The organism is Rhodococcus sp. IEGM 1307 (genome assembly GCF_030056915.1).
In the GTDB taxonomy this organism is placed as follows: Bacteria; Actinomycetota; Actinomycetes; order Mycobacteriales; family Mycobacteriaceae; genus Rhodococcus_F; species Rhodococcus_F opacus_D.
On record NZ_JASHKW010000001.1, the window covers coordinates 375,013 to 393,224 of the forward strand.

The following is an 18,212-nucleotide window of genomic DNA, read 5'->3' on the forward strand; positions in this document are numbered from 1 at the left end:
GGGTCTGGCCCGAACGCCGGTCAAGTGCATCGTCGGTCACGCATACTGGTCGGTGGTCGGTCCCTGCTGACGAGGCGGTGTCTTGTGGTGCATCCCGAGGTATTGGTGGTCGGAGCTGGTCCGGTCGGGCTGACGGCGGCGATCGAACTGCGCAGGCGAGGCGTCGCCTGCCGCATCATCGATCCCCTGCTCGAGCCACCGCAGTACGCGAAGGCGGTGGGGATCCAACCGCGCAGCCTCGAGGTGTTCGAGAGCATGGGTGTGCTGCGGCACATCCTGGACGCGGCGATCCAGATGCGCGGGCAGATCGTGTACGTCAACGGCGACGAGGTGGCCCGCCTGGAATTGTCGCTACCGGCCGACGTCCCGTTCGAATTCATCGGGCTGCCGCAGTACGAGACCGAACGCATCCTCACCGAATACCTGGCCACGTTCGGCACCACGATCGAACGAGGAACGAGACTGACGGCGTTCGAACAGGACGACGACGGCGTCGTCGCCACGGTCACCGGCGCGGACGGCGACGAAACCGTCCGAACCCAGTACCTTTTCGGCTGCGACGGCGCCCACAGCGTGGTCCGCAAGGGACTCGGCCTCACCTTCGAGGGCGGTGCGTTCCTCGAGCAGTACATGCTCGGCGACGTCGAAGTCGACTGGTCGATGCCCCGCGGCTACGGGATCCGGTCGATGCATCAGACGGACGGCGAGACCGACGACCTGCTCGTGTGCATCCCGCTGCCCGGGCGCCGCCGCTACCGGATGTCGATGCTGGTGCCCAGCGACCTCGCCGGCACCGGCACCCCCGCGGCCGACAAGATCGCGCACGGTTTCGAGGCGGGACCGAAACCGGAGCTGAGCCACATCCAGGCCGTGCTCGACCGCCTGTCACCCGAGCCGACGCGGGCGTCGAACCTCCGCTGGTCGTCCATCTTCCGGATCAGCCACCGCATCGTCGACTCGTACGGGCGCGGGCGGGTGTTCGTCGCGGGCGACGCCGCCCACATTCATCCGCCGACCGGCGCGCAGGGTATGAACACCGGCATCCAGGACGCGCACAACCTGGCGTGGAAGGTCGCGCTGGCCGTGTCCGGCGCCGCGGCCCCCGACCTGCTGGACAGTTACGACGCCGAACGGCGACCCATCGGGGAGGAGGTGGTGGGACGCACCGTGCGCAGCGCCCGGGAGGGGATCGGGGCGGGGTCGTCGGATCCCGACTACGTGATCCGACGCGAGGCCCAACTCCTCATCAGCTACGCGGACAGTCCGATCGTCGCCCAACCGGAGTCGAATGCGGCGCTCGCGCCCGGCAGCCGGGCGCCGGACGCCCGCGGGCTGACCCGTGCCGCGGTCGCGTTTCCCCTCCGGCTGTTCACTCTCCTCGCGGGACGGAACCACACGTTGCTGCTGTACGCCGACGAATCGGTCGACGCGCGCGGGCTGGAACTGCTCGAGGCCGCGGCGACGTCGGTGGGCGCGGCGACCCGGGGACTCGTCGACACGTACCTCGTCGCGTCGCCTTCCGCCGAGGTCGGGGAAACGGTGCTTCCCCTCGTCCGAGACCGTGACGGCGAGTTCGCGCACGCGTACGGCGCGGAGGGTTCCGCCGCGTTCGTCGTCCGCCCGGACGGCTATCTGGGGTTCCGGCAGAGTCCGGTCGCGGTCGACGGTCTCACGGAGTACCTGAAGTCGACTTTCCGCTGAGCTCGGGAGTGGTGGGCAGGCCGCGCCGGATGTCACCCGGCGCGGGCTTGCCGAGCGGCGCCCCGACGCGGGTGGCCGAATCGAGCAGCCACGGCACACTCGTGACCATCACGCCGGACGTGAACAGCAACCTGCCCTTGAGGCGCAGCGCATTCTGGTTGTGCAGCAGGTGTTCCCACCAGCGACCGACCACGTACTCGGGGATGAAGATGGTGACGACGCCGTCCGGAATCCGTTTCCGGACGGATTTCACGTACCCCACGATGGGCCGGGTGACTTCACGGTAGGGCGATTCGAGGACTTTCAGCGGCACCGGAATTTCATACTTCTCCCACTCCCGCTGCAGTTTTCCGGTGTTGTCGCCCAGCACGGTGACGGCTTCCAGGGTCGTCGGATGGGTGGCGCGGGCGTAGGCCAGGGCCCGGGCGGTGGGTTTGTTGAGCACGGACACCAGCACGATGGTGTGCACCTGGGAGGGGAGGGTGAAGCTGTCCTCGTCGACGACGAGGAGGGCCGCGATCCGGTCGTAGTGCCGCCGCACCCCGCGCATCAGGAAGAACAGGATCGGCATGGCGATCACCACGAGGTAGGCGCCCTGGGTGAACTTCGTGATCGTGACGATGATCAGGACAGTGCCGGTGAGGACGGCGCCGGTGCCGTTGAGGGCCCGCCGGCCGTGGATTCGACGACGTTCTCGGGCGTCGGATTCGGTTGTCAGCACACGGTTCCAGTGCCGGACCATGCCCGCCTGGCTGAGGGTGAACGACGTGAACACGCCGAGGATGTACAGCTGGATGAGGTGGGTGACGGACGCGTCGAACAGGACGATCAATCCGCCCGCCGTCACGGCGAGGAGCACGATGCCGTTGCTGAACGCCAACCGGTCGCCGCGGGTGTTCAGCTGGACCGGGAGGTAGCGGTCACGGCCGAGCACCGAGGCGAGCAGCGGGAAACCGTTGTAGGCGGTGTTCGCGGCGAGCACGAGGATCAGCACGGTCGCGGCCTGGACATAGAAGAAGCCGATGTTGGTGGTGCCGCCGAACACGGCCGCCGAGATCTGGGCGATGACGGTGCGCTGCGGATCGGTCTCGCAGTTTCCGGCGAACCCGATCAGATCGCACGGGTTCACCGCGACGTGCACCTTGGCGACGATGGCCAGCGCGGTGATTCCCGCGAACATCACGATGGCCGTCGCGGCCATCGCCATGAGTGTCTTCGCGGCGTTGGCGCTCTTGGGTTTACGGAACGCAGGCACCCCGTTGGAGATCGCCTCGACACCCGTCAGCGCGGTACATCCGGAGGAGAACGCGCGCAGCGCGAAGAACACGAGGGCCAGACCGGTCAGCCCGGACAGTTCCGGTTCGATGGTGTACCCGGCGCTTTCGGCGACGGGTGTCGAACCGGCCGCGACGCGGACGAACCCCGTCACGATCAGGATCATCACCCCGGCGATGAACCCGTACGTCGGGAAGGCGAACATGGTCCCCGATTCGCGGATCCCGCGCAGGTTCATCACCGTCAGCAACACGACGAACGCCACGGCCAGCGCCACCCGGTGCGTGTTCAGCGCGGGCACGGCGGAGATGAGATTGTCGACGCCCGCCGACACCGACACCGCCACCGTCATGACGTAGTCGATGAGCAGTGCCGACGCCACCGTCAGACCCGCGGACGGACCGAGGTTCTTCGTCGCCACCTCGTACGAGCCGCCTCCGCTGGGGTAGGCGTACACCACCTGGCGGTACGACAGGGCGACCACGGCGAGAAGCACCACGACCCCGGCCGCCAGATACGGCGTCAGGTAGAAATAGGCGAGACCGCCCAGGGACAGGATCAGCAGGATCTCCTGCGTCGCGTATGCCACGGACGACAGAGGGTCGGAGGCGAAGATCGGCAGCGCCAGACGCTTGGTCAGCAACTGCTCCCCGAGGTCGTCACTGCGCAGCGGGCGTCCCAGAGCCAGCCGCCGGACCGCTCGAACGAGAGCCACCACCAGTTCAGCGTAGAACCAGGCGCTTCGCGCCCGTGCGCCTTTCCGGTTGTTCCCGCTACCGAAAAGGCGCACGGGTGCGGAGCGCCTGGTGCACCGTGGGATTGCTCCGGCTCGGCGCGTGGCGAACAGGCGGCGCCGCACGCGTTTCGGGAGGTCGGCCTGTCCGCGATGGTCGGCCGAGATGTCGGCGACGCCGCGACCGTGATCGACCGCACCGACCGGGACGAAGCGACGGGCGTGATTGCACTGTCCGAGACGGTGCGGGCCGCTCATGCGCTGGCGGACGATCTGGCGGTCGCGATGGCGGACCTGCCGGGCCGGCGACCGCTGGTGGTCGGCGGCGACTGCAGCATTCTGCTCGGGATCTTCCCGCGCTGCGCAGGCACCTGGGTTCGGCGGGACTGTGGTTCGTCGACGGGCATCCGGATTATCTCGACGGACGGTCCTCGGACACGGGCGAGACGGCGGACATGGAGCTCGCGGTGCGGTGACGTACCCCCAGCCGGGAGGCCTCGACTGGGATCAACTCGCCGACGTCGTCGCGCCACTGGCGCGGTCACCTCGACTCGTGGGGGTCAGCGTCGCCGACTTCCGCCCCGATCTCGATCCCACCGGCGACCAGGCGACCCGAGTGCTCGACTTTCTCGGACGCACCCTGCCGTGAGCGGGAAGATCCGGGTTCCTGTCGTCGTTGGACTGGGTCGGCACCTGCCGCGGGCCTTTGTGATCGAGCTCACATCCACTCCCTCCGGGAATTGATCGCAGGCTTGGCACGTTAGTTGAGTGAGTAACGCTCAACTTATAGGAGGCTGAGGAATGCCAGCATTCTTCGGGCCGGAGGGCCCAGGTCGCATCGACATCAGTCGGCTCATGAGTCGCTCCACCCAGGAGCTCATGGCTGCTGCTGCCCGCTTCGCCGCAGGTCGTGGCGACGCGGAACTCGATGCGCTCCACGTTCTGCGCGTCATGACAGAACACGAACCCGTCACCTCTCTGATGCGCCGCGCAGGCGCCGACACGTCGGCCGTCGCCGATGCCGTCGAACTGCGTCTGCCCCAGAGCCGTGACACGTCAGGCTTTGCAACACCCGCACTGAGCGGCGCGCTGAAGACGGCGCTGCTCGAGGCGCACCAACTCGCGCGCGCCCTCGGGTCCACCTACATCGATCCCGAGCACCTCTTCCTGGCGCTCGCCGCGGATCAGGACCACGCCGCCGGACGCCTGCTCGCGTCCGAGGGAATCACCCCGGAGCGCCTGCAGACCGCCGTGCAGGGTGGATCGGTGGAGGAGGAGTCCTCGAACTCGGGGACCCCCACGCTCGACAAGTACGGCTTCGACCTCACCGAACGCGCACGCGGCGGCGGAGTCGACCCGGTGATCGGGCGCGCCGACGAGATCGAGCAGACCATCGAAATTCTCTCGCGCCGCACCAAGAACAACCCCGTGCTGGTGGGTGAGGCCGGCGTCGGCAAGACGGCGGTCGTAGAGGGCCTCGCCCAGCGCATCGTCGACGGCGACGTTCCCGACCGCCTGACGGGTAAGCGCATCGTCCAGCTCGACCTGTCGAGCATGGTGTCGGGCACCCGGTACCGCGGCGACTTCGAGGAACGTCTCAACAAGGTGATCGACGAGATCTCGGCCCACTCGGACGAGCTGATCGTCTTCATCGACGAGGTCCACTCCATCGCCGGTGCCGGCGGCGGCGCCGACGGTGCGATGGATGCGGGCAACATCCTCAAGCCGAAGCTCGCCCGCGGTGAGCTGCACATCGTCGGTGCGACGACGCTCGACGAGTACCGCAAGCACATCGAGAAGGATCCGGCGCTCGAACGCAGGTTCCAGCCGGTGACGGTGGCGGAGCCGAGTGTGGAGGATGCGGTGGCGATCCTGTCCGGTCTGCGTGACCGGTACGAGGAGCATCACGGCGTCCGTTACACGGACGAGGCGATCACGGCGGCCGTCGAGCTGTCGGCCCGTTACATCGGTGACCGCTTCCTGCCGGACAAGGCGATCGACCTGATCGATCAGGCCGGGGCCCGGTTGCGGCTGCGGATGCCGAGCGTCGACGTCGAGGCTCTGCGGGCGAAGCTCGCGGAACTCGAGCAGGCCAAGGAACAGGCCGTCGCCGACGAGCAGTACGAGAAGGCGTCGCGACTGCGGGACGAGGCCATGGAGGTTCAGGCCCGGATCGAGGGGAAGGCGGTCGGCACGAACGACGTGACGCCCGAGGTGACTGCCGAGCAGATCGCGGAGGTCGTGTCGCGGGCCACTGGAATCCCGGCCAGCCAGATGACCGAGGAGGAGAAGGAACGCCTCCGCCGGCTCGAGGACGAACTGCATCGTCGTGTCATCGGCCAGGACGACGCCGTGCGGGCCATCGCCCGGGCGGTGCGCCGCAGCCGCACCGGCATGAACGATCCGGATCGTCCCGTGGGCAGCTTCCTGTTCCTCGGACCGACCGGTGTCGGCAAGACCGAACTGGCGAAGGCGCTGGCCGCCACGCTGTTCGGTGACGAGAACAAGATGCTGCGACTCGACATGAGCGAGTTCGGTGAACGTCACACGGTCAGCCGACTCGTCGGTGCCCCTCCCGGCTACGTCGGATACGGGGAGGCGGGACAGCTCACCGAGCAGGTCCGCCGGAACCCGTACTCGGTGATCCTGCTCGACGAAATCGAGAAGGCGCACCCCGACGTGTTCAACACGCTGCTGCAGGTGCTCGACGACGGCCGACTCACGGACGGTCAGGGCCGGACGGTGGATTTCAAGAACACCGTTCTGATCATGACCAGCAACCTGGGGTCCGACATCATCTCCAGCAAGTCGGGTGCGCTGGGCTTCAGCACCGGTGACGCGGAGGCTTCGGAGAAGCCGCTGCGGGATCGGGTGATGGGCCGGCTGCGTGAGTCGATGCGTCCGGAGTTCCTGAACCGGATCGACGAGATCGTGATCTTCCGCAAGCTCGACACCGAGCAGCTGCACCGGATCACCGACCTGCTACTGGACGACAGCCGGAAGCGGCTGCAGTCCAAGGGCATCGAGATCTCGTTCAGTGAGGCCGCGGTCGATTGGATTGCCGAGCACGGACACCAGCCCGAGTTCGGGGCGCGTCCGTTGCGCCGGTCGATCCAGCGGGCCGTCGACGATCGGATCGCCGATCTGCTGCTCGACGACGTCCTCGTCGAGGGTGGCAGCATCGCGGTCGGAGTGTCCGACGACGAGTTGGATCTCGTAGTCGGCTGATCCCCGACGTGAGTGGCAGAGTGTGCTTCGGCACGCTCTGCCACTCACGTGTGTGGGTAGCCCCTTGCCCGCCCTCGCCGTCTCGGATCAGCACCCGGTGATGAGGTGTGCGTCGTGCACCGTCACCTGTGCGGTGTGCAGGGCTGCAATGTGATCCGGGTGTGTGCCCGGAGCGTTGCCCTCCACGCCGGAGAAGAGCCGAATTACCGTCGACTCGCGGTGCGTGCTCGCCTCCGAAACGGTTACCTACTACCCAGCCTGTTCAGTCGAGCAACTCGACTTCCCAATTCTCCTTCTGCACTTGCAGATCGATTTCCCGGATCTTCCGGGCGAGATCGTCTGCCGTCCGCCGCAGATCCCGGACGGGCAACGCCGCGACGAAGACGAGTTCGGAGCGGAGTTGCCTGCCGTATCGGTCCTGCTCACGACCGGAGGCGGCATCCGCGGCGGCGGACACCACCCGGTGCCGGATGCGCAGCATGTCCCGGCGGGCCAGTGCGTCCGTGATGCTCGCGTCGCCCAGTGGTGCAGCGGTATTCGTCCGATTGATTCTTCGGACGAGGACCTCCAGGCGGTCCAGGACCTCCTCGAGTTCGACGAGGAGCGCCGCGGCGTCCTCCGCCGGCGACTCGCCCTCCTGGTGTCGTGCGTTCGTGAGGATGCGCGACTTCAGGTGCTCCACCCGACGCGTCAGATCGCCCCGTTCGGCCAGTGCCTCAGCCAACTTCACGGTTACCTCCTTTCTCGAAGTCGTTGTAGGGCAGCGTAAATGGTGAATGGAAAAGTGTCCGCCCGGGGGCGGACGGGTCGCGGCACCGTGAAGGGAGCGATCGAAGCGCGTCGAACGCGCGGGTGAATTCCCCGAACCGTCGTGTCGGAGAGATATCTCGGTGGGCGCTCATGCGCCTTTCGTCGAGTCGAATTCGAGCATCTTCAATAGGTACCACATTCGCGCCCGTGTGGCGACAGTCGATTCGCCCCAGGTGAGTGCCGAAGTGTGTTCCGCCGTTCGTTGGCACTCACGTGCTGGTGGGGGCGACTATCCTCGAGGGCATGCGAGCGGAAGACGGCGAATTGACCTCCAAGCACCAACCGTTGCTGGTGCTGAGCAAGATCACGGAGATCCTCGATGCCTTCAGCCTGACGCGTCCGTCGATGACGCTGGGCGAGATCCACCAGGCGACGGGACTGCCGACGTCGACGGTCCAACGGCTGGTCAGCAACCTCGTGGCGCAGGAATTCCTCGACCGGTCCGGCGACCAGATCCGGATCGGCGTGAAGATGGCGTTCTGGGCCGCGACGGCCACCAAGGGACTCGACATCCTGGCTGTCGTCACGCCGGTGTTGAAGGAGATCCGCGACGCCACCGGCGAGACCGCCAGCTTCTTCCGGGTCGAGCAGGGCTACCGCGTGTGCGTGGCCATCGCGGAGACCGAGCACGCGCTGCGTCGCAACATGTACGTCGGGAAGATCGTCCCCCTGCCCGCGGGATCGGCGGGCCGGGTTCTGCTCGCCTGGAACCCGGACCTCACCGAACAGGTCCTCGCCGGCCCCATCGAGCCGATGACCGAGGGCACCGTCACCGACACCGCGGTGCTGCGCGAACTGATCCACCAGGCCCGGGCCGACGGGTACGCCATCACCGCGGGGGAGCGGGAGGACAGCGCCTCGGGATTGGCTGCGCCCGTGTTCGATTCGTCCGCCGACGTGATCGGTGCTCTGGCCATCAGCGGGCCGACACTGCGCATGCCACGCGAACAGTGCGAGAAATGGGTGGATCTGCTCGTCGGCAGCGCCGAGCAGGTCACCCGGACGCTGGGTGGCCGCTACCCGTCATGAGTTGCGCCGCGATCGTGCGGCCGGCGTCGTGCATGGCCACGGCGTTCGTGGCGACGAGGACGCCGGCGAACCGGGACCGGTAGTCGCCGAGATCGTCGCCGACGGAGCCGACGACGGCGTACACCGGGGCGGTGCCCGCGCGGGCGAGGATCGCGGAGATGATCTTGCCCGCTTTCGTCTGTCCGTCCAGCCGGCCCTCGCCGACGACGATCGCCGACGCGTCCGCGGCCAGGGTGTCGAAGCCGATCACGTCGAGGATGTAATCGGCGCCCGAGCGTAGTTCGGCGCCGTACCGCGCCCACATCCCGCCGGAGAACCCGCCTGCCGCGCCGGTCGCGTCGACACTCGACGGGTCGCGGGGCAGAGCCCGCGCCTTCGCCTCGAGCTGCCGCGTGAGGAGTTGCACGGCGTCGGCGCCCTTCTGCGGTCCGAACACCCTGGCCGCGTCGACGTACCGGGTGGTGACGTCGGTCAGCACGGTGACGGCGGCGCCCCGGAGTCCGCCGCCCGCCTCGATGGCGGCGACGGCCCCGGTGCCGCCGTCCGTGGTGGCGGACCCGCCGGCCGCGACGACGATGCGCCGGGCACCGCGCCGGGCGGCGTCGGCGACGAGCATCCCGGTGCCGTACGTGGTGGCGGTGACCGGGTCACGGGGGCCGTCGTGCGGCGTGGTGATCCCGGAGGCGGCGGCGATCTCGATGACCGCGGTCCCGTCGTCGGACAGTCCGTACGTCGGCCGGCACGGGCTGCCCCACGGGTTGCGGGACCGGGTGGTGACCGGGCGCAATCCGAGGGGGACGGTGAGAACGTCGAGGGTGCCCTCGCCGCCGTCGGCGACCGGCAGCCTGATCGCGGTACCGCCGGACGACTCGACCCCCGTCGCGACCGCGTCGGCGACCTCGCGGGCGGTGTAGGTGCCCTTGAAACTGTCGGGGGCGATCAGAACCGTCATGAGTTCCACGCTTCCGGGTTGACCGGATGCGGGGGAATCCGCTTCTGCGCCATGGCCACAGCGTTCTCGGCGCACAGCCTCGCCATCTCGGCGCGCACCGACACCGTGGCACTGCCGAGGTGGGGGAGCAGGACCGTGTTCGACAGTTCCGCGAGCCCCGGGGCGAGCGCGGGTTCGTCCTCGTAGACGTCCAGCCCCGCCCCGGTGATCTCCCCGGACTTCAGGGCGGCGACGAGGGCGGTTTCGTCGACGACGGGACCGCGGGCGGTGTTGATCAGGATCGCGGAGGGCTTCATCGCCGCCAGCACGCCCGCATCGACCAGGTGGCGGGTCTGCGCGTTGAGGGGCACGTGCAGCGACAGGTAGTCGCTGGTGGTGACGAGGGTGTCCCAGTCGGTGTGGGTGACGAGTCCGGCGAATTCGCCGAGTTCCTCGTCCGAGACCGGCCGGTCGCCGGGCGGCCGCGGGCAGAACAGCACCTGCATCCCGAAGGCCAGTGCCCGTTTCGCGGTCGCCCGCGCGATCCGGCCGAATCCGGCGAGACCGAGCGTGCGCCCCGAAACATCCTGGCCGAGGAGCAGATTCGGTTCCCATCCGGTGAACTGTCCGGCGCGGACGAACGTGTCGGCCTCCACGGCGCGGCGGGCGGTGGCCATGATCAGCAGCATCGCGACGTCGGCGGTGGCGTCGGTGAGCACACCGGGTGTGTTGCCGACGAGTATCGAGTTCGCGGTCGCCGCCCCGATGTCGACGTTGTTGAACCCGACCGCGTAGTTGGAGATACCGCGGATCTTCGCGGCGGCCAGGAGATCGGCGTCGAACGTGTCGCGAAGCTGGGACACCACCACGTCGTAGTCGCCGGACACGCAGACCTCCCGCAGCCGGGCGGCGTCCGGAAGCTCGTCGGGAACGTCGACGCTGCCCGCGGCGCGCAGCAGCGTGAGGGCGGGTGCGGGGATCGGGGTGGTGACGTAGAACCGCGCGGCGCTCATCGGCCGCCTCCGATGACCCACTCGAACGCGGTGGCATTGGAGCGTGCGCCCTGCGCGGCCTTGGACCGATTGGCTTCGCCGAGTTCGGCGAGGGTCTTCTCGGACAGTTCCACGAGGGAGCCGAACGTGGTGGGGTTCAGCCAGTCCGGGCGGGTGGCGAACAGCAGGTCCTCGCTGGCGGTGTTGCCGCTGGCGCCGGGTGCGAACGGGCAGCCACCGAGTCCGCCGAGGGCGCCGTCGACGGTCATCGCGCCGGCCGCGACCGCGGCGAGACTGTTCGCGACCCCGAGACCCCAGGTGTCGTGGCCGTGGAAGACGATGCCGCGCTGCGGGGTTTCGAGCCGTACCCGGGAGACGAGCGAGTACACCTCGGCGGGGACGGCCTGGCCGAGGGTGTCGCAGACGACGACGTCGACGGCGCCGTGGGCGCGCGGGTCGTTGGCGATGTCGATGACCCGCTGCTCGGGCACCCGGCCCTCGAACGGGCAGGTGAACGACGTCGCGATGCACAGCTGGATGCTGCCGCCGACCTGCTGGGCGAGTTCGATCGCGGCGGGCATCGCGGCGAGGCTGTCCTCGGTGGAGCGACCGATGTTCGCCTGGTTGTGGGAATCGGAGGCGGAGAAGCAGTACTGGAAATGTCGTGCGCCGGCCGCGGCGGCCTTCTCCACGTGCCGGGGCGTCGCCACCCACACCCAGCAGTGATCGAGTTCCTCCGGGGTCAGCTCCGAGATCACCTCGACGGTGTTCGCCATCGGCGGGACCAGGTCGGGGCGGGCCATCGACCCGATCTCGAGCGCGGGCACGCCGAGTTCGAGGAGCCGGCGGGCGATCTCGAGCTTCCGGGCGGTGGGCAGCATCTTGCCCGTCAACTGCAACCCGTCACGCAGGGTGACGTCGCGGAGCAGGGTGCGTGATTCGAAGGACTGCGTCATGAGAGGCCACCTACCGTGTCGTTGACGATGGAGTCGATCTGTTCCGGGGTCTTGCCGAGCACCGTTTCCAGGACCTCCCGGGTGTGCTCGCCGAGGTCCGGTCCGACGTTGCGGATGGGCAGCGACTTGCCGCCGATCACCGGGACGATGCCGGGGAACCCGACCTGCTTCGGCTCGGCCTCACCGGTGTCGACGGTGAACTGCTGAATCATGTTGCGGGCCGCGTACTGCTCGTCGCTGCAGATGTCGGCGGCGGTGTTGATCGGACCCGACGGCACCCCGGCCGCATCGAGGATCTTCAGCGCCTCGTCGCGCGAGTACTGGATCGTCCACTGGCCGATCGCGGTGTCGAGTTCGTCGCGGCGTGCCCACCGTCCGGCGTTGGTGGACAGGTCCGGGTCGGCGCCGAGGTCGGGACGGCCGATGGTGTCCATGTAGCGCTGGAAGATGGCGTCACCGTTGCCGGCGATGATGATGCTGTCACCGTCGCTGCAGATGTACGCGTTCGACGGGGCGATGCCCTCCATCCGGCCGCCGACGCGTTCGCGTTTGATGCCGTACGCGAGGTAGTCGGGGATCAGCGACTCCATCATCGACAGGATCGATTCGTTGAGGGCGACGTCGATGATCCGATGCGGCAGGGACGGACCCGGGGTTCCGGCGACCTTCGCGGCTTCGCGCTGGAACAGGGCCATCACCGCACCGAACGCTGCGTAGAGGCCGGCGATCGAGTCGCCGATCGACACCCCCACCCGCACCGGTGGCCGGTCCGGGTCGCCGACGAGTTCACGGAATCCGCCCGCGGCCTCCGCGACCGCGGCGAACCCCGGCCTCTGCGACATCGGCCCGGTCTGCCCGAACGCCGAGATGCGGGTGATCACCAGGTCCGGATTGGCCGCGTTCAACGCGTCCGGTCCGATGCCCCACTTCTCCAGGGTGCCGGGCCGGAAGTTCTCCAGCAGGATGTCGCACTTGGCGGCGAGGTCCAGGACGAGCTGCCTGCCTTCCTCGGTGCGCAGGTCCAGCACGATCGACTTCTTGTTGCGGTTGATCGTGCGGTACAGCATCGAGGTGTCGCCGGAGTAGAGCCGCCAGTTGCGCAGTTCGTCGCCGGTCTTCGGGCGCTCCACCTTGATGACCTCGGCCCCGAAGTCGGCGAGCATGCGGCCCGCGGTCGGAGCGGCGATGTAGTTACCGAGCTCGAGTACCCGAACCCCGTCGAGGGGCCGAATGGTGTTGTCGGAGAACATGGTGATCCTTAACTGATAGTGACGCTCAGAGAACGAGGCTCATGGGCAGGACGAGCAGTATTGCGACGACCGATGCCACCGATACTCCCACCGAACACGTCTTCAGCGTGCCTCGTGTGGTCTGACCCATCAAGGACTGCAGCAGCCAGAACGTGTTGCTGGTGACGTGCACCGCGAACAGGGAGCCGGCGCCGGCCGCGAGGGCGATGAGGACGGGGTCGAGGCCGAGGGTCGGGGCGATGGGGGCGAGGACGCCCGCGGCGGTGATCGCGGAGATGGTCACCGAGCCGACGGCGACGTGCAGGACGGCGGCGATCACCCACACCATCAGCAGCGGAGCGGCGTGATTGGCGGTGAAGTACTTGCCGAGGATGTCGCCGAGACCGGCCGCGGCGATGGTCGCGGCGAGGGACCCGCCGACGCCGGTGAGGATGAGAATCTGGCCGCTCTCGCTGAAACCGCTGGCGATCGCCTTCTGGACGCGGTGCTGGCCGACGGTGAGGCGTCCGACGAAGCTGGTGCCGATCAGTCCGATCAACAACGCGATGAGCGGTTCGGACACGAACGACACGACCGGATTGCTGATCTCGGCGATGTCCAGGATCGCGCCGGTCGCGATGAGCAGGAGGGAAACGAGCAGCGGAGCGAGGAGCAGGATGAGGGGGCGGTCGTGCGCCGCGCGCCCGGCCGTGACCTCGGTGACGGTCGCGGCGCGTTGCGCCTGGGCGACGCCGCCGCCGGCATCGGGCCGCGGGGTGGTCCCGCCGCTGCCGCCGTCGGTCCATTGGTCTTCTTCGTCGTCGACGACCGTCTGATGGAAGTGCTCTTCGTCCTTCTCCGGGTTCCACCAACCGCGGGTGAACAGGAAGGACATGATCGCGACCGAGATCGCCACGGTCGGGATCACCAGGATGAGTCCGAAGATCAGCATCTTGCCGAGCGGCACACCGAGTAGTCCGGCGAGGGCGAGGGCGCCGACACCGGGAACCATGAGCACGATGCCGCACTCGAGGCCGATGGCGAGGGCGGTGGCCATGCGTGCGGTCCCGACCCGGCCGACCTTCGGTGAGAGGTTGCGGGCGAGCGGGGCGGAGATGACGAGCAGGACGTCGAGGAAGATGGACTGCAGCAACGTCGCGATTGTCAGCGATAGCGCATAGGGCATTCGTTTCGGCCCGAACACGCGTAGAAGTGTCCCGACCAGGCGCTGGATCGCGCCCATTTCTTTCAGCATGGCGCCCATCAGGACGCCGAAGGCGATCAGAAGTCCCACTTCGGCCATGATGTCGCCGAAACCGGTGCTGATGACTTCCACCGTTTCGGCCGTGCCGAGTCCCGTCGTGAGTCCGAGGTAGGCGGATCCGACGACCAGTGACACCACTGGGTTGAACTTGAAACGCACGATCATCAGAACGACCGCCGCTACGGCGACCGTGGTGTTGATCAGGATTGCTACGTCTGACATGTGCGCGTCCTTATCGAGGAGGCGGGGTAGTGACTGGTGTCACAGGTACACCCATATTATGAGCACACACTCACGATATAAGCAATGGGCCTCCGGGCCCGTGCGCCTTTCCGGTTGTTCCGGCAACCAGAAAGGCGCACGGGGCCGAAGGCCCTGGAATACTCGACGCATGGTCGTGCTGGATCCGTTTGCGGTGGGACGGCCGACGGCCGCCGAGCGCAGAGCGTCGGAGGACTGGAGCGAGATCCAACTCTGGTCCGACCGCGTGTACATGCCCTATGTCGTGCGTCCGCTCGGTGCCGGGCTGTCACCCCGGTCGAGCATGTACTCCACGAAGATCGGCGACATCACCGTCACCCGGTTCTCCTACGGAATTCCCGTCTCGGTCGGCGACTTCTCGTCCGACGCCGGAAACGCGCTCGTTCTCACGACCATCCGGGGCAACGCCCGGCACCACCTCGACCACGACGCCACCGCGGACACACCGGTTGGTGACACGTTCGTCGCCGACTGCAGTCGCGTCGACTACCTCGTCGAGTTCTCGCCTGACCACGTCCAGCTCAATCTCACCGTTCCCCACACCCTGCTCGCTGACACGGCCGTGCGGTGGTGGGGATTCGACCCCGGAGATCTTCTCTGGCAACGCAAATGCGTCATCGGGGGCGGTGGATCCGGCTGGCAGGCGCTGCTCGGATACGCCATGCGGACGACGGGAGAGCTACCCGGACACGCCACCGAGGGGCGCATCGGGCTCAACCTGCAGGAGTTGCTCGTCGGTCACCTGCTCACCGAATGGGCGGCTCGCACCGGAGTGGACCCGGACAGGTCCACCGGCCCCGCGGCGCCCGGCTATGTGCGGCACGCCGTCCAGTACATCCGGGAGTACGCCCGCGAACTGCCGACCGCCTCCGACATCGCCGACGCGGTGGGGGTCAGCGTCCGGACCCTGTCCGGGTCGTTCCGGAAATACCTGGACACCACCCCGGCCGAATACGTGCGTGAGCAGCGGCTCCAGGGCATTCGGGAGGAACTGCTCACCGCGTCGCCGGGGGAGACCGTCGCCTCGATCGCCGGCGCGTGGGGATACGTCAACCTCGGCCTCTTCGCGGCCGCCTATCGTCGCCGGTTCGGCGAGAATCCGTCGCAGACCAGGGCCTTCGGCCCCGTGAGTGGTTGACGAGTCCAGAGACTCCTCAACCACTCACGGGCGGCGGAGCCGCCTACAGCTCCGCGCGGACCAGCTTCGCCGCGTCGACGAGGTTGCGCAGCGACGCCTCGACCTCGGCGGGACCGCGGGTCTTCAGGCCGCAGTCGGGGTTGACCCACAGCCGTTCCACCGGCACCGCCTTCAGCGCCTCCCGCAGCGACGCCGCGATCTCCTCGACACCGGGCACCCGCGGCGAGTGGATGTCGTACACGCCCGGGCCGACGCCGAGGTCGAAGCCGACGGCGTTGAGGTCGTCGAGGACCTCCATGTGCGAGCGCGCGGCCTCGATGGAGGTGACGTCGGCGTCGAGCCTCGCGATGGCCTCGATGACCTCACCGAACTCCGAATAGCAGAGGTGGGTGTGGATCTGCGTCGAGTCCGAGACGCCCGACGTCGCGAGACGGAACGCCCCGACCGACCAGTCGAGGTACGCCGGCTGAGCCGCGGCCCGCAGGGGCAGCAGTTCGCGCAGCGCGGGCTCGTCCACCTGGACGATCCGGATGCCCGCGCCCTGCAGATCCACCGTTTCGTCGCGGATGGCCAGCGCCACCTGGTTGGCGGAGTCGGCCAGCGGCTGGTCGTCGCGCACGAACGACCACGCCAGGATCGTCACCGGACCGGTGAGCATGCCCTTCACCGGACGCTGCGTCAGCGACTGCGCGTACGTGATCCATTCGACGGTCATCGGGTTGCTGCGGCGCACATCGCCGTACAGGATCGGCGGTCGAACGCAGCGGCTGCCGTACGACTGCACCCAGCCGTTGTCCGTCGCGAAGAACCCGTCCAGCTGTTCGGCGAAGTACTGCACCATGTCGTTGCGTTCCGGTTCGCCGTGCACCAGCACGTCGAGGTCCAGAGTCTCCTGCAGCGCAACCACATCCGCGACCTCGGCGCGCATCCGGTTCAGGTACTCGGCCTCGTCGATCTCACCCTTGCGCCGGGCCGCGCGCGCGACGCGGATCTGCGTCGTCTGCGGGTAGGAGCCGATCGTCGTGGTCGGCAGCACCGGAAGCGACAGCGCCGACTGGGCTTCCCGACGTTCCGCCGCGGGACTGCGCCCCGGATCGGACGCGGTGAGCGCGTCCAGCCGGGCACGGACCGTGGCGTCGTGCAGACGTGGGTCGGTGCTGCGGGTGGACGCCGCCGCGCGGGCGAGCGCGAACTCGTCGTCGACGGATTCGCGACCGCTGGTCAGTGCGGTCCCGAGTGTGACGACCTCGCGGACCTTTTCCGTGCCGAACGCCAGCCACGACCGCAGCGCCTTGTCGATGCCGGTCTCCGCGTCGAGCGTGTACGGGACGTGCAGCAGCGAGCACGACGTCGAGACGGCGAGCGAACCGGTGCTGCCCAGCAGGGTGCCGAGCGACGCCAGGGCCGCGTCCAGGTCGGTGCGCCAGATGTTGCGTCCGTCGACGACACCGGCGACGACGTGCTTGCGGGTCAGATCGGGAACCGTGGCGAGGGGGTCGGATCCGGCAACTAGGTCGATCGCGATCCCCTCGACACCGGTCGACGCGATCGCGGGAACTGCATCACCGAGGCTGCCGAAGTACGACGCGACGAGGATGGCCGGTCGCGACTCCAGCGCGGACAACCGGTCGTAGGCCCGCTTGGCCGCCGCGATCTCCCCCGGTGTGCGGTCGGCGACCAGCGCGGGTTCGTCGATCTGCACCCAGTCGGCGCCCGCGTCGGCGAGCCGACCGAGCAGGTCCGCATACAGCGGGACGAGTTCGTCGAGGCGGTCGAGGAGGGGTGCATCCGAGCCGACAGCCTTCGACAGCAGCAGGAACGTGACCGGACCCACCACCACCGGGCGGGCCGGAATGTCCAGGGCACGTGCCTCTTCGAGTTCGCGGAGCACCTTCGACGGGTCGAGGGCGAACGTCGTCGTCGGGGAGATCTCCGGCACCAGGTAGTGGTAGTTGGTGTCGAACCACTTGGTCATCTCGAGCGGGGCGACCGTGTCGTTGCCGCGGGCGGCGGCGAAGTAGCGGTCGAGGTCGCTCTCGATGCCGGCGACACGGTCGGGCAGTGCGCCGAGCATCGCCGCGGTGTCCAGCACATGGTCGTAGTACGAGAACGTGTTGACGGGCACGGAGTCGAGGCCGGCGTCGCGCAGGCTCGTCCAGGTCTGACGGCGCAGATCCCGGGCGAGCGCGTCGAGCGCTTCGGCGTCGAGGCGGCCGGCCCAGTACGACTCGACGGCCTTCTTCAGTTCGCGATTCGGACCGATGCGAGGTGAGCCCAGCACGGTCGCGGTGAAAGTGAATGTCACGGTATCTCCAGTTGCGTACGCGGTACGGCCACCGCCGGCACACGGGTACACCTCTCGAGCCCAGGGACGTGCTGCAGCGCGAGAAGGTCTACACGCCCAATCCACGAGGCGGTAACCGTCGGGCACGGCGTGCCCGACACAGTCGGCAGGTCTTCGGACTCACAGGCAGCCGGTGCGACATCGCACCGGACCTAGTGGCCGTCGCTTCCCAGGCGGTTGCCCAGTGCATGGTGACGGCGGTCGTTCCTGCTCACCGCTGCGGGACAGTCCCGGATTCTCACCGGGTTCCCTCTCACACGCGGACTCCGGGGAGTCCGACGTGCTTCGACGCCAGGTGCGGTCTTCGGGGCTCCTCACGAC

13 protein-coding genes and 1 riboswitch are annotated in these 18,212 nt (G+C 68.3%); of the genes, 5 read left to right on the forward strand and 8 right to left on the reverse strand.

What is annotated here, in order from left to right; all coding sequences use genetic code 11:
* The first annotated feature begins 84 nt into the window (after positions 1-84).
* Positions 85-1,701, forward strand: coding sequence for an FAD-dependent monooxygenase (locus QM841_RS01785; protein WP_283330697.1), 1,617 nt, complete (start codon positions 85-87; stop codon positions 1,699-1,701).
* Here the strand turns inward: QM841_RS01785 and QM841_RS01790 are convergent.
* On the reverse strand, positions 1,670-3,694 hold the full coding sequence (locus tag QM841_RS01790) for an APC family permease (RefSeq protein ID WP_283330698.1): 2,025 nt from the start codon (positions 3,692-3,694) through the stop codon (positions 1,670-1,672). The two genes, QM841_RS01785 and QM841_RS01790, sit on opposite strands and share 32 nt — an antisense overlap.
* Before the next feature lie 487 nt (positions 3,695-4,181).
* On the opposite strand from QM841_RS01790, the gene QM841_RS01795 reads away from it, so the two are divergent.
* Together QM841_RS01795 and QM841_RS01800 are read left to right on the forward strand one after the other, a co-directional pair.
* Entirely contained in the window at positions 4,182-4,358 is a 177-nt protein-coding gene (locus QM841_RS01795; RefSeq protein WP_283330699.1) for a hypothetical protein, read from the forward strand.
* Between the two features lie 152 nt (positions 4,359-4,510).
* Positions 4,511-6,937 (forward strand): ATP-dependent Clp protease ATP-binding subunit, encoded by a 2,427-nt coding sequence (locus QM841_RS01800; RefSeq protein WP_283330700.1) that lies wholly within the window; start codon positions 4,511-4,513, stop codon positions 6,935-6,937.
* A 262-nt stretch (positions 6,938-7,199) separates the two neighbouring features.
* On the opposite strand, the gene QM841_RS01805 is transcribed toward QM841_RS01800, so the two are convergent.
* A complete protein-coding gene (locus tag QM841_RS01805; protein ID WP_280778660.1) occupies positions 7,200-7,667 on the reverse strand; it encodes a DIP1984 family protein in 468 nt (155 codons plus the stop codon).
* 323 nt (positions 7,668-7,990) lie between these two features.
* Here QM841_RS01805 and QM841_RS01810 point away from each other — a divergent pair, with 323 nt between their 5' ends.
* A complete protein-coding gene (locus QM841_RS01810; protein WP_105413000.1) occupies positions 7,991-8,776 on the forward strand; it encodes an IclR family transcriptional regulator in 786 nt (261 codons plus the stop codon).
* Here the strand turns inward: QM841_RS01810 and QM841_RS01815 are convergent.
* The 5 genes from QM841_RS01815 to QM841_RS01835 are packed head-to-tail and all read right to left on the reverse strand — an operon-like array spanning position 8,742 to position 14,370.
* Positions 8,742-9,728 (reverse strand): glycerate kinase family protein, encoded by a 987-nt coding sequence (locus QM841_RS01815; protein ID WP_283330701.1) that lies wholly within the window; start codon positions 9,726-9,728, stop codon positions 8,742-8,744. The two genes, QM841_RS01810 and QM841_RS01815, sit on opposite strands and share 35 nt — an antisense overlap.
* Positions 9,725-10,720: a 2-hydroxyacid dehydrogenase gene (locus QM841_RS01820; protein ID WP_283330702.1), complete on the reverse strand. Its 996-nt coding sequence runs from the start codon at positions 10,718-10,720 to the stop codon at positions 9,725-9,727. The genes QM841_RS01815 and QM841_RS01820 overlap by 4 nt, the downstream gene beginning before the upstream one ends.
* Positions 10,717-11,655 (reverse strand): hydroxymethylglutaryl-CoA lyase, encoded by a 939-nt coding sequence (locus tag QM841_RS01825; protein WP_105413003.1) that lies wholly within the window; start codon positions 11,653-11,655, stop codon positions 10,717-10,719. Before QM841_RS01825 ends, QM841_RS01820 begins: the two co-directional genes overlap by 4 nt.
* A complete protein-coding gene (locus QM841_RS01830; protein WP_009477976.1) occupies positions 11,652-12,905 on the reverse strand; it encodes a CaiB/BaiF CoA transferase family protein in 1,254 nt (417 codons plus the stop codon). The genes QM841_RS01825 and QM841_RS01830 overlap by 4 nt, the downstream gene beginning before the upstream one ends.
* Positions 12,906-12,930: 25 nt before the next feature.
* Entirely contained in the window at positions 12,931-14,370 is a 1,440-nt protein-coding gene (locus tag QM841_RS01835; protein ID WP_283330703.1) for a GntP family permease, read from the reverse strand.
* 169 nt (positions 14,371-14,539) lie between these two features.
* Here QM841_RS01835 and QM841_RS01840 point away from each other — a divergent pair, with 169 nt between their 5' ends.
* On the forward strand, positions 14,540-15,547 hold the full coding sequence (locus tag QM841_RS01840; RefSeq protein WP_283330704.1) for an AraC family transcriptional regulator: 1,008 nt from the start codon (positions 14,540-14,542) through the stop codon (positions 15,545-15,547).
* A 43-nt stretch (positions 15,548-15,590) separates the two neighbouring features.
* Here QM841_RS01840 and metE read toward each other — a convergent pair whose 3' ends face one another.
* Positions 15,591-17,852 carry a 5-methyltetrahydropteroyltriglutamate--homocysteine S-methyltransferase gene (gene metE / locus QM841_RS01845; RefSeq protein ID WP_283330705.1) on the reverse strand — a complete coding sequence of 754 codons (2,262 nt, stop codon included), beginning with the start codon at positions 17,850-17,852 and terminating at the stop codon, positions 15,591-15,593.
* A gap of 127 nt (positions 17,853-17,979) precedes the next feature.
* A riboswitch (cobalamin riboswitch) is annotated at positions 17,980-18,190 on the reverse strand.
* Between the last annotated feature and the right edge of the window lie 22 nt (positions 18,191-18,212).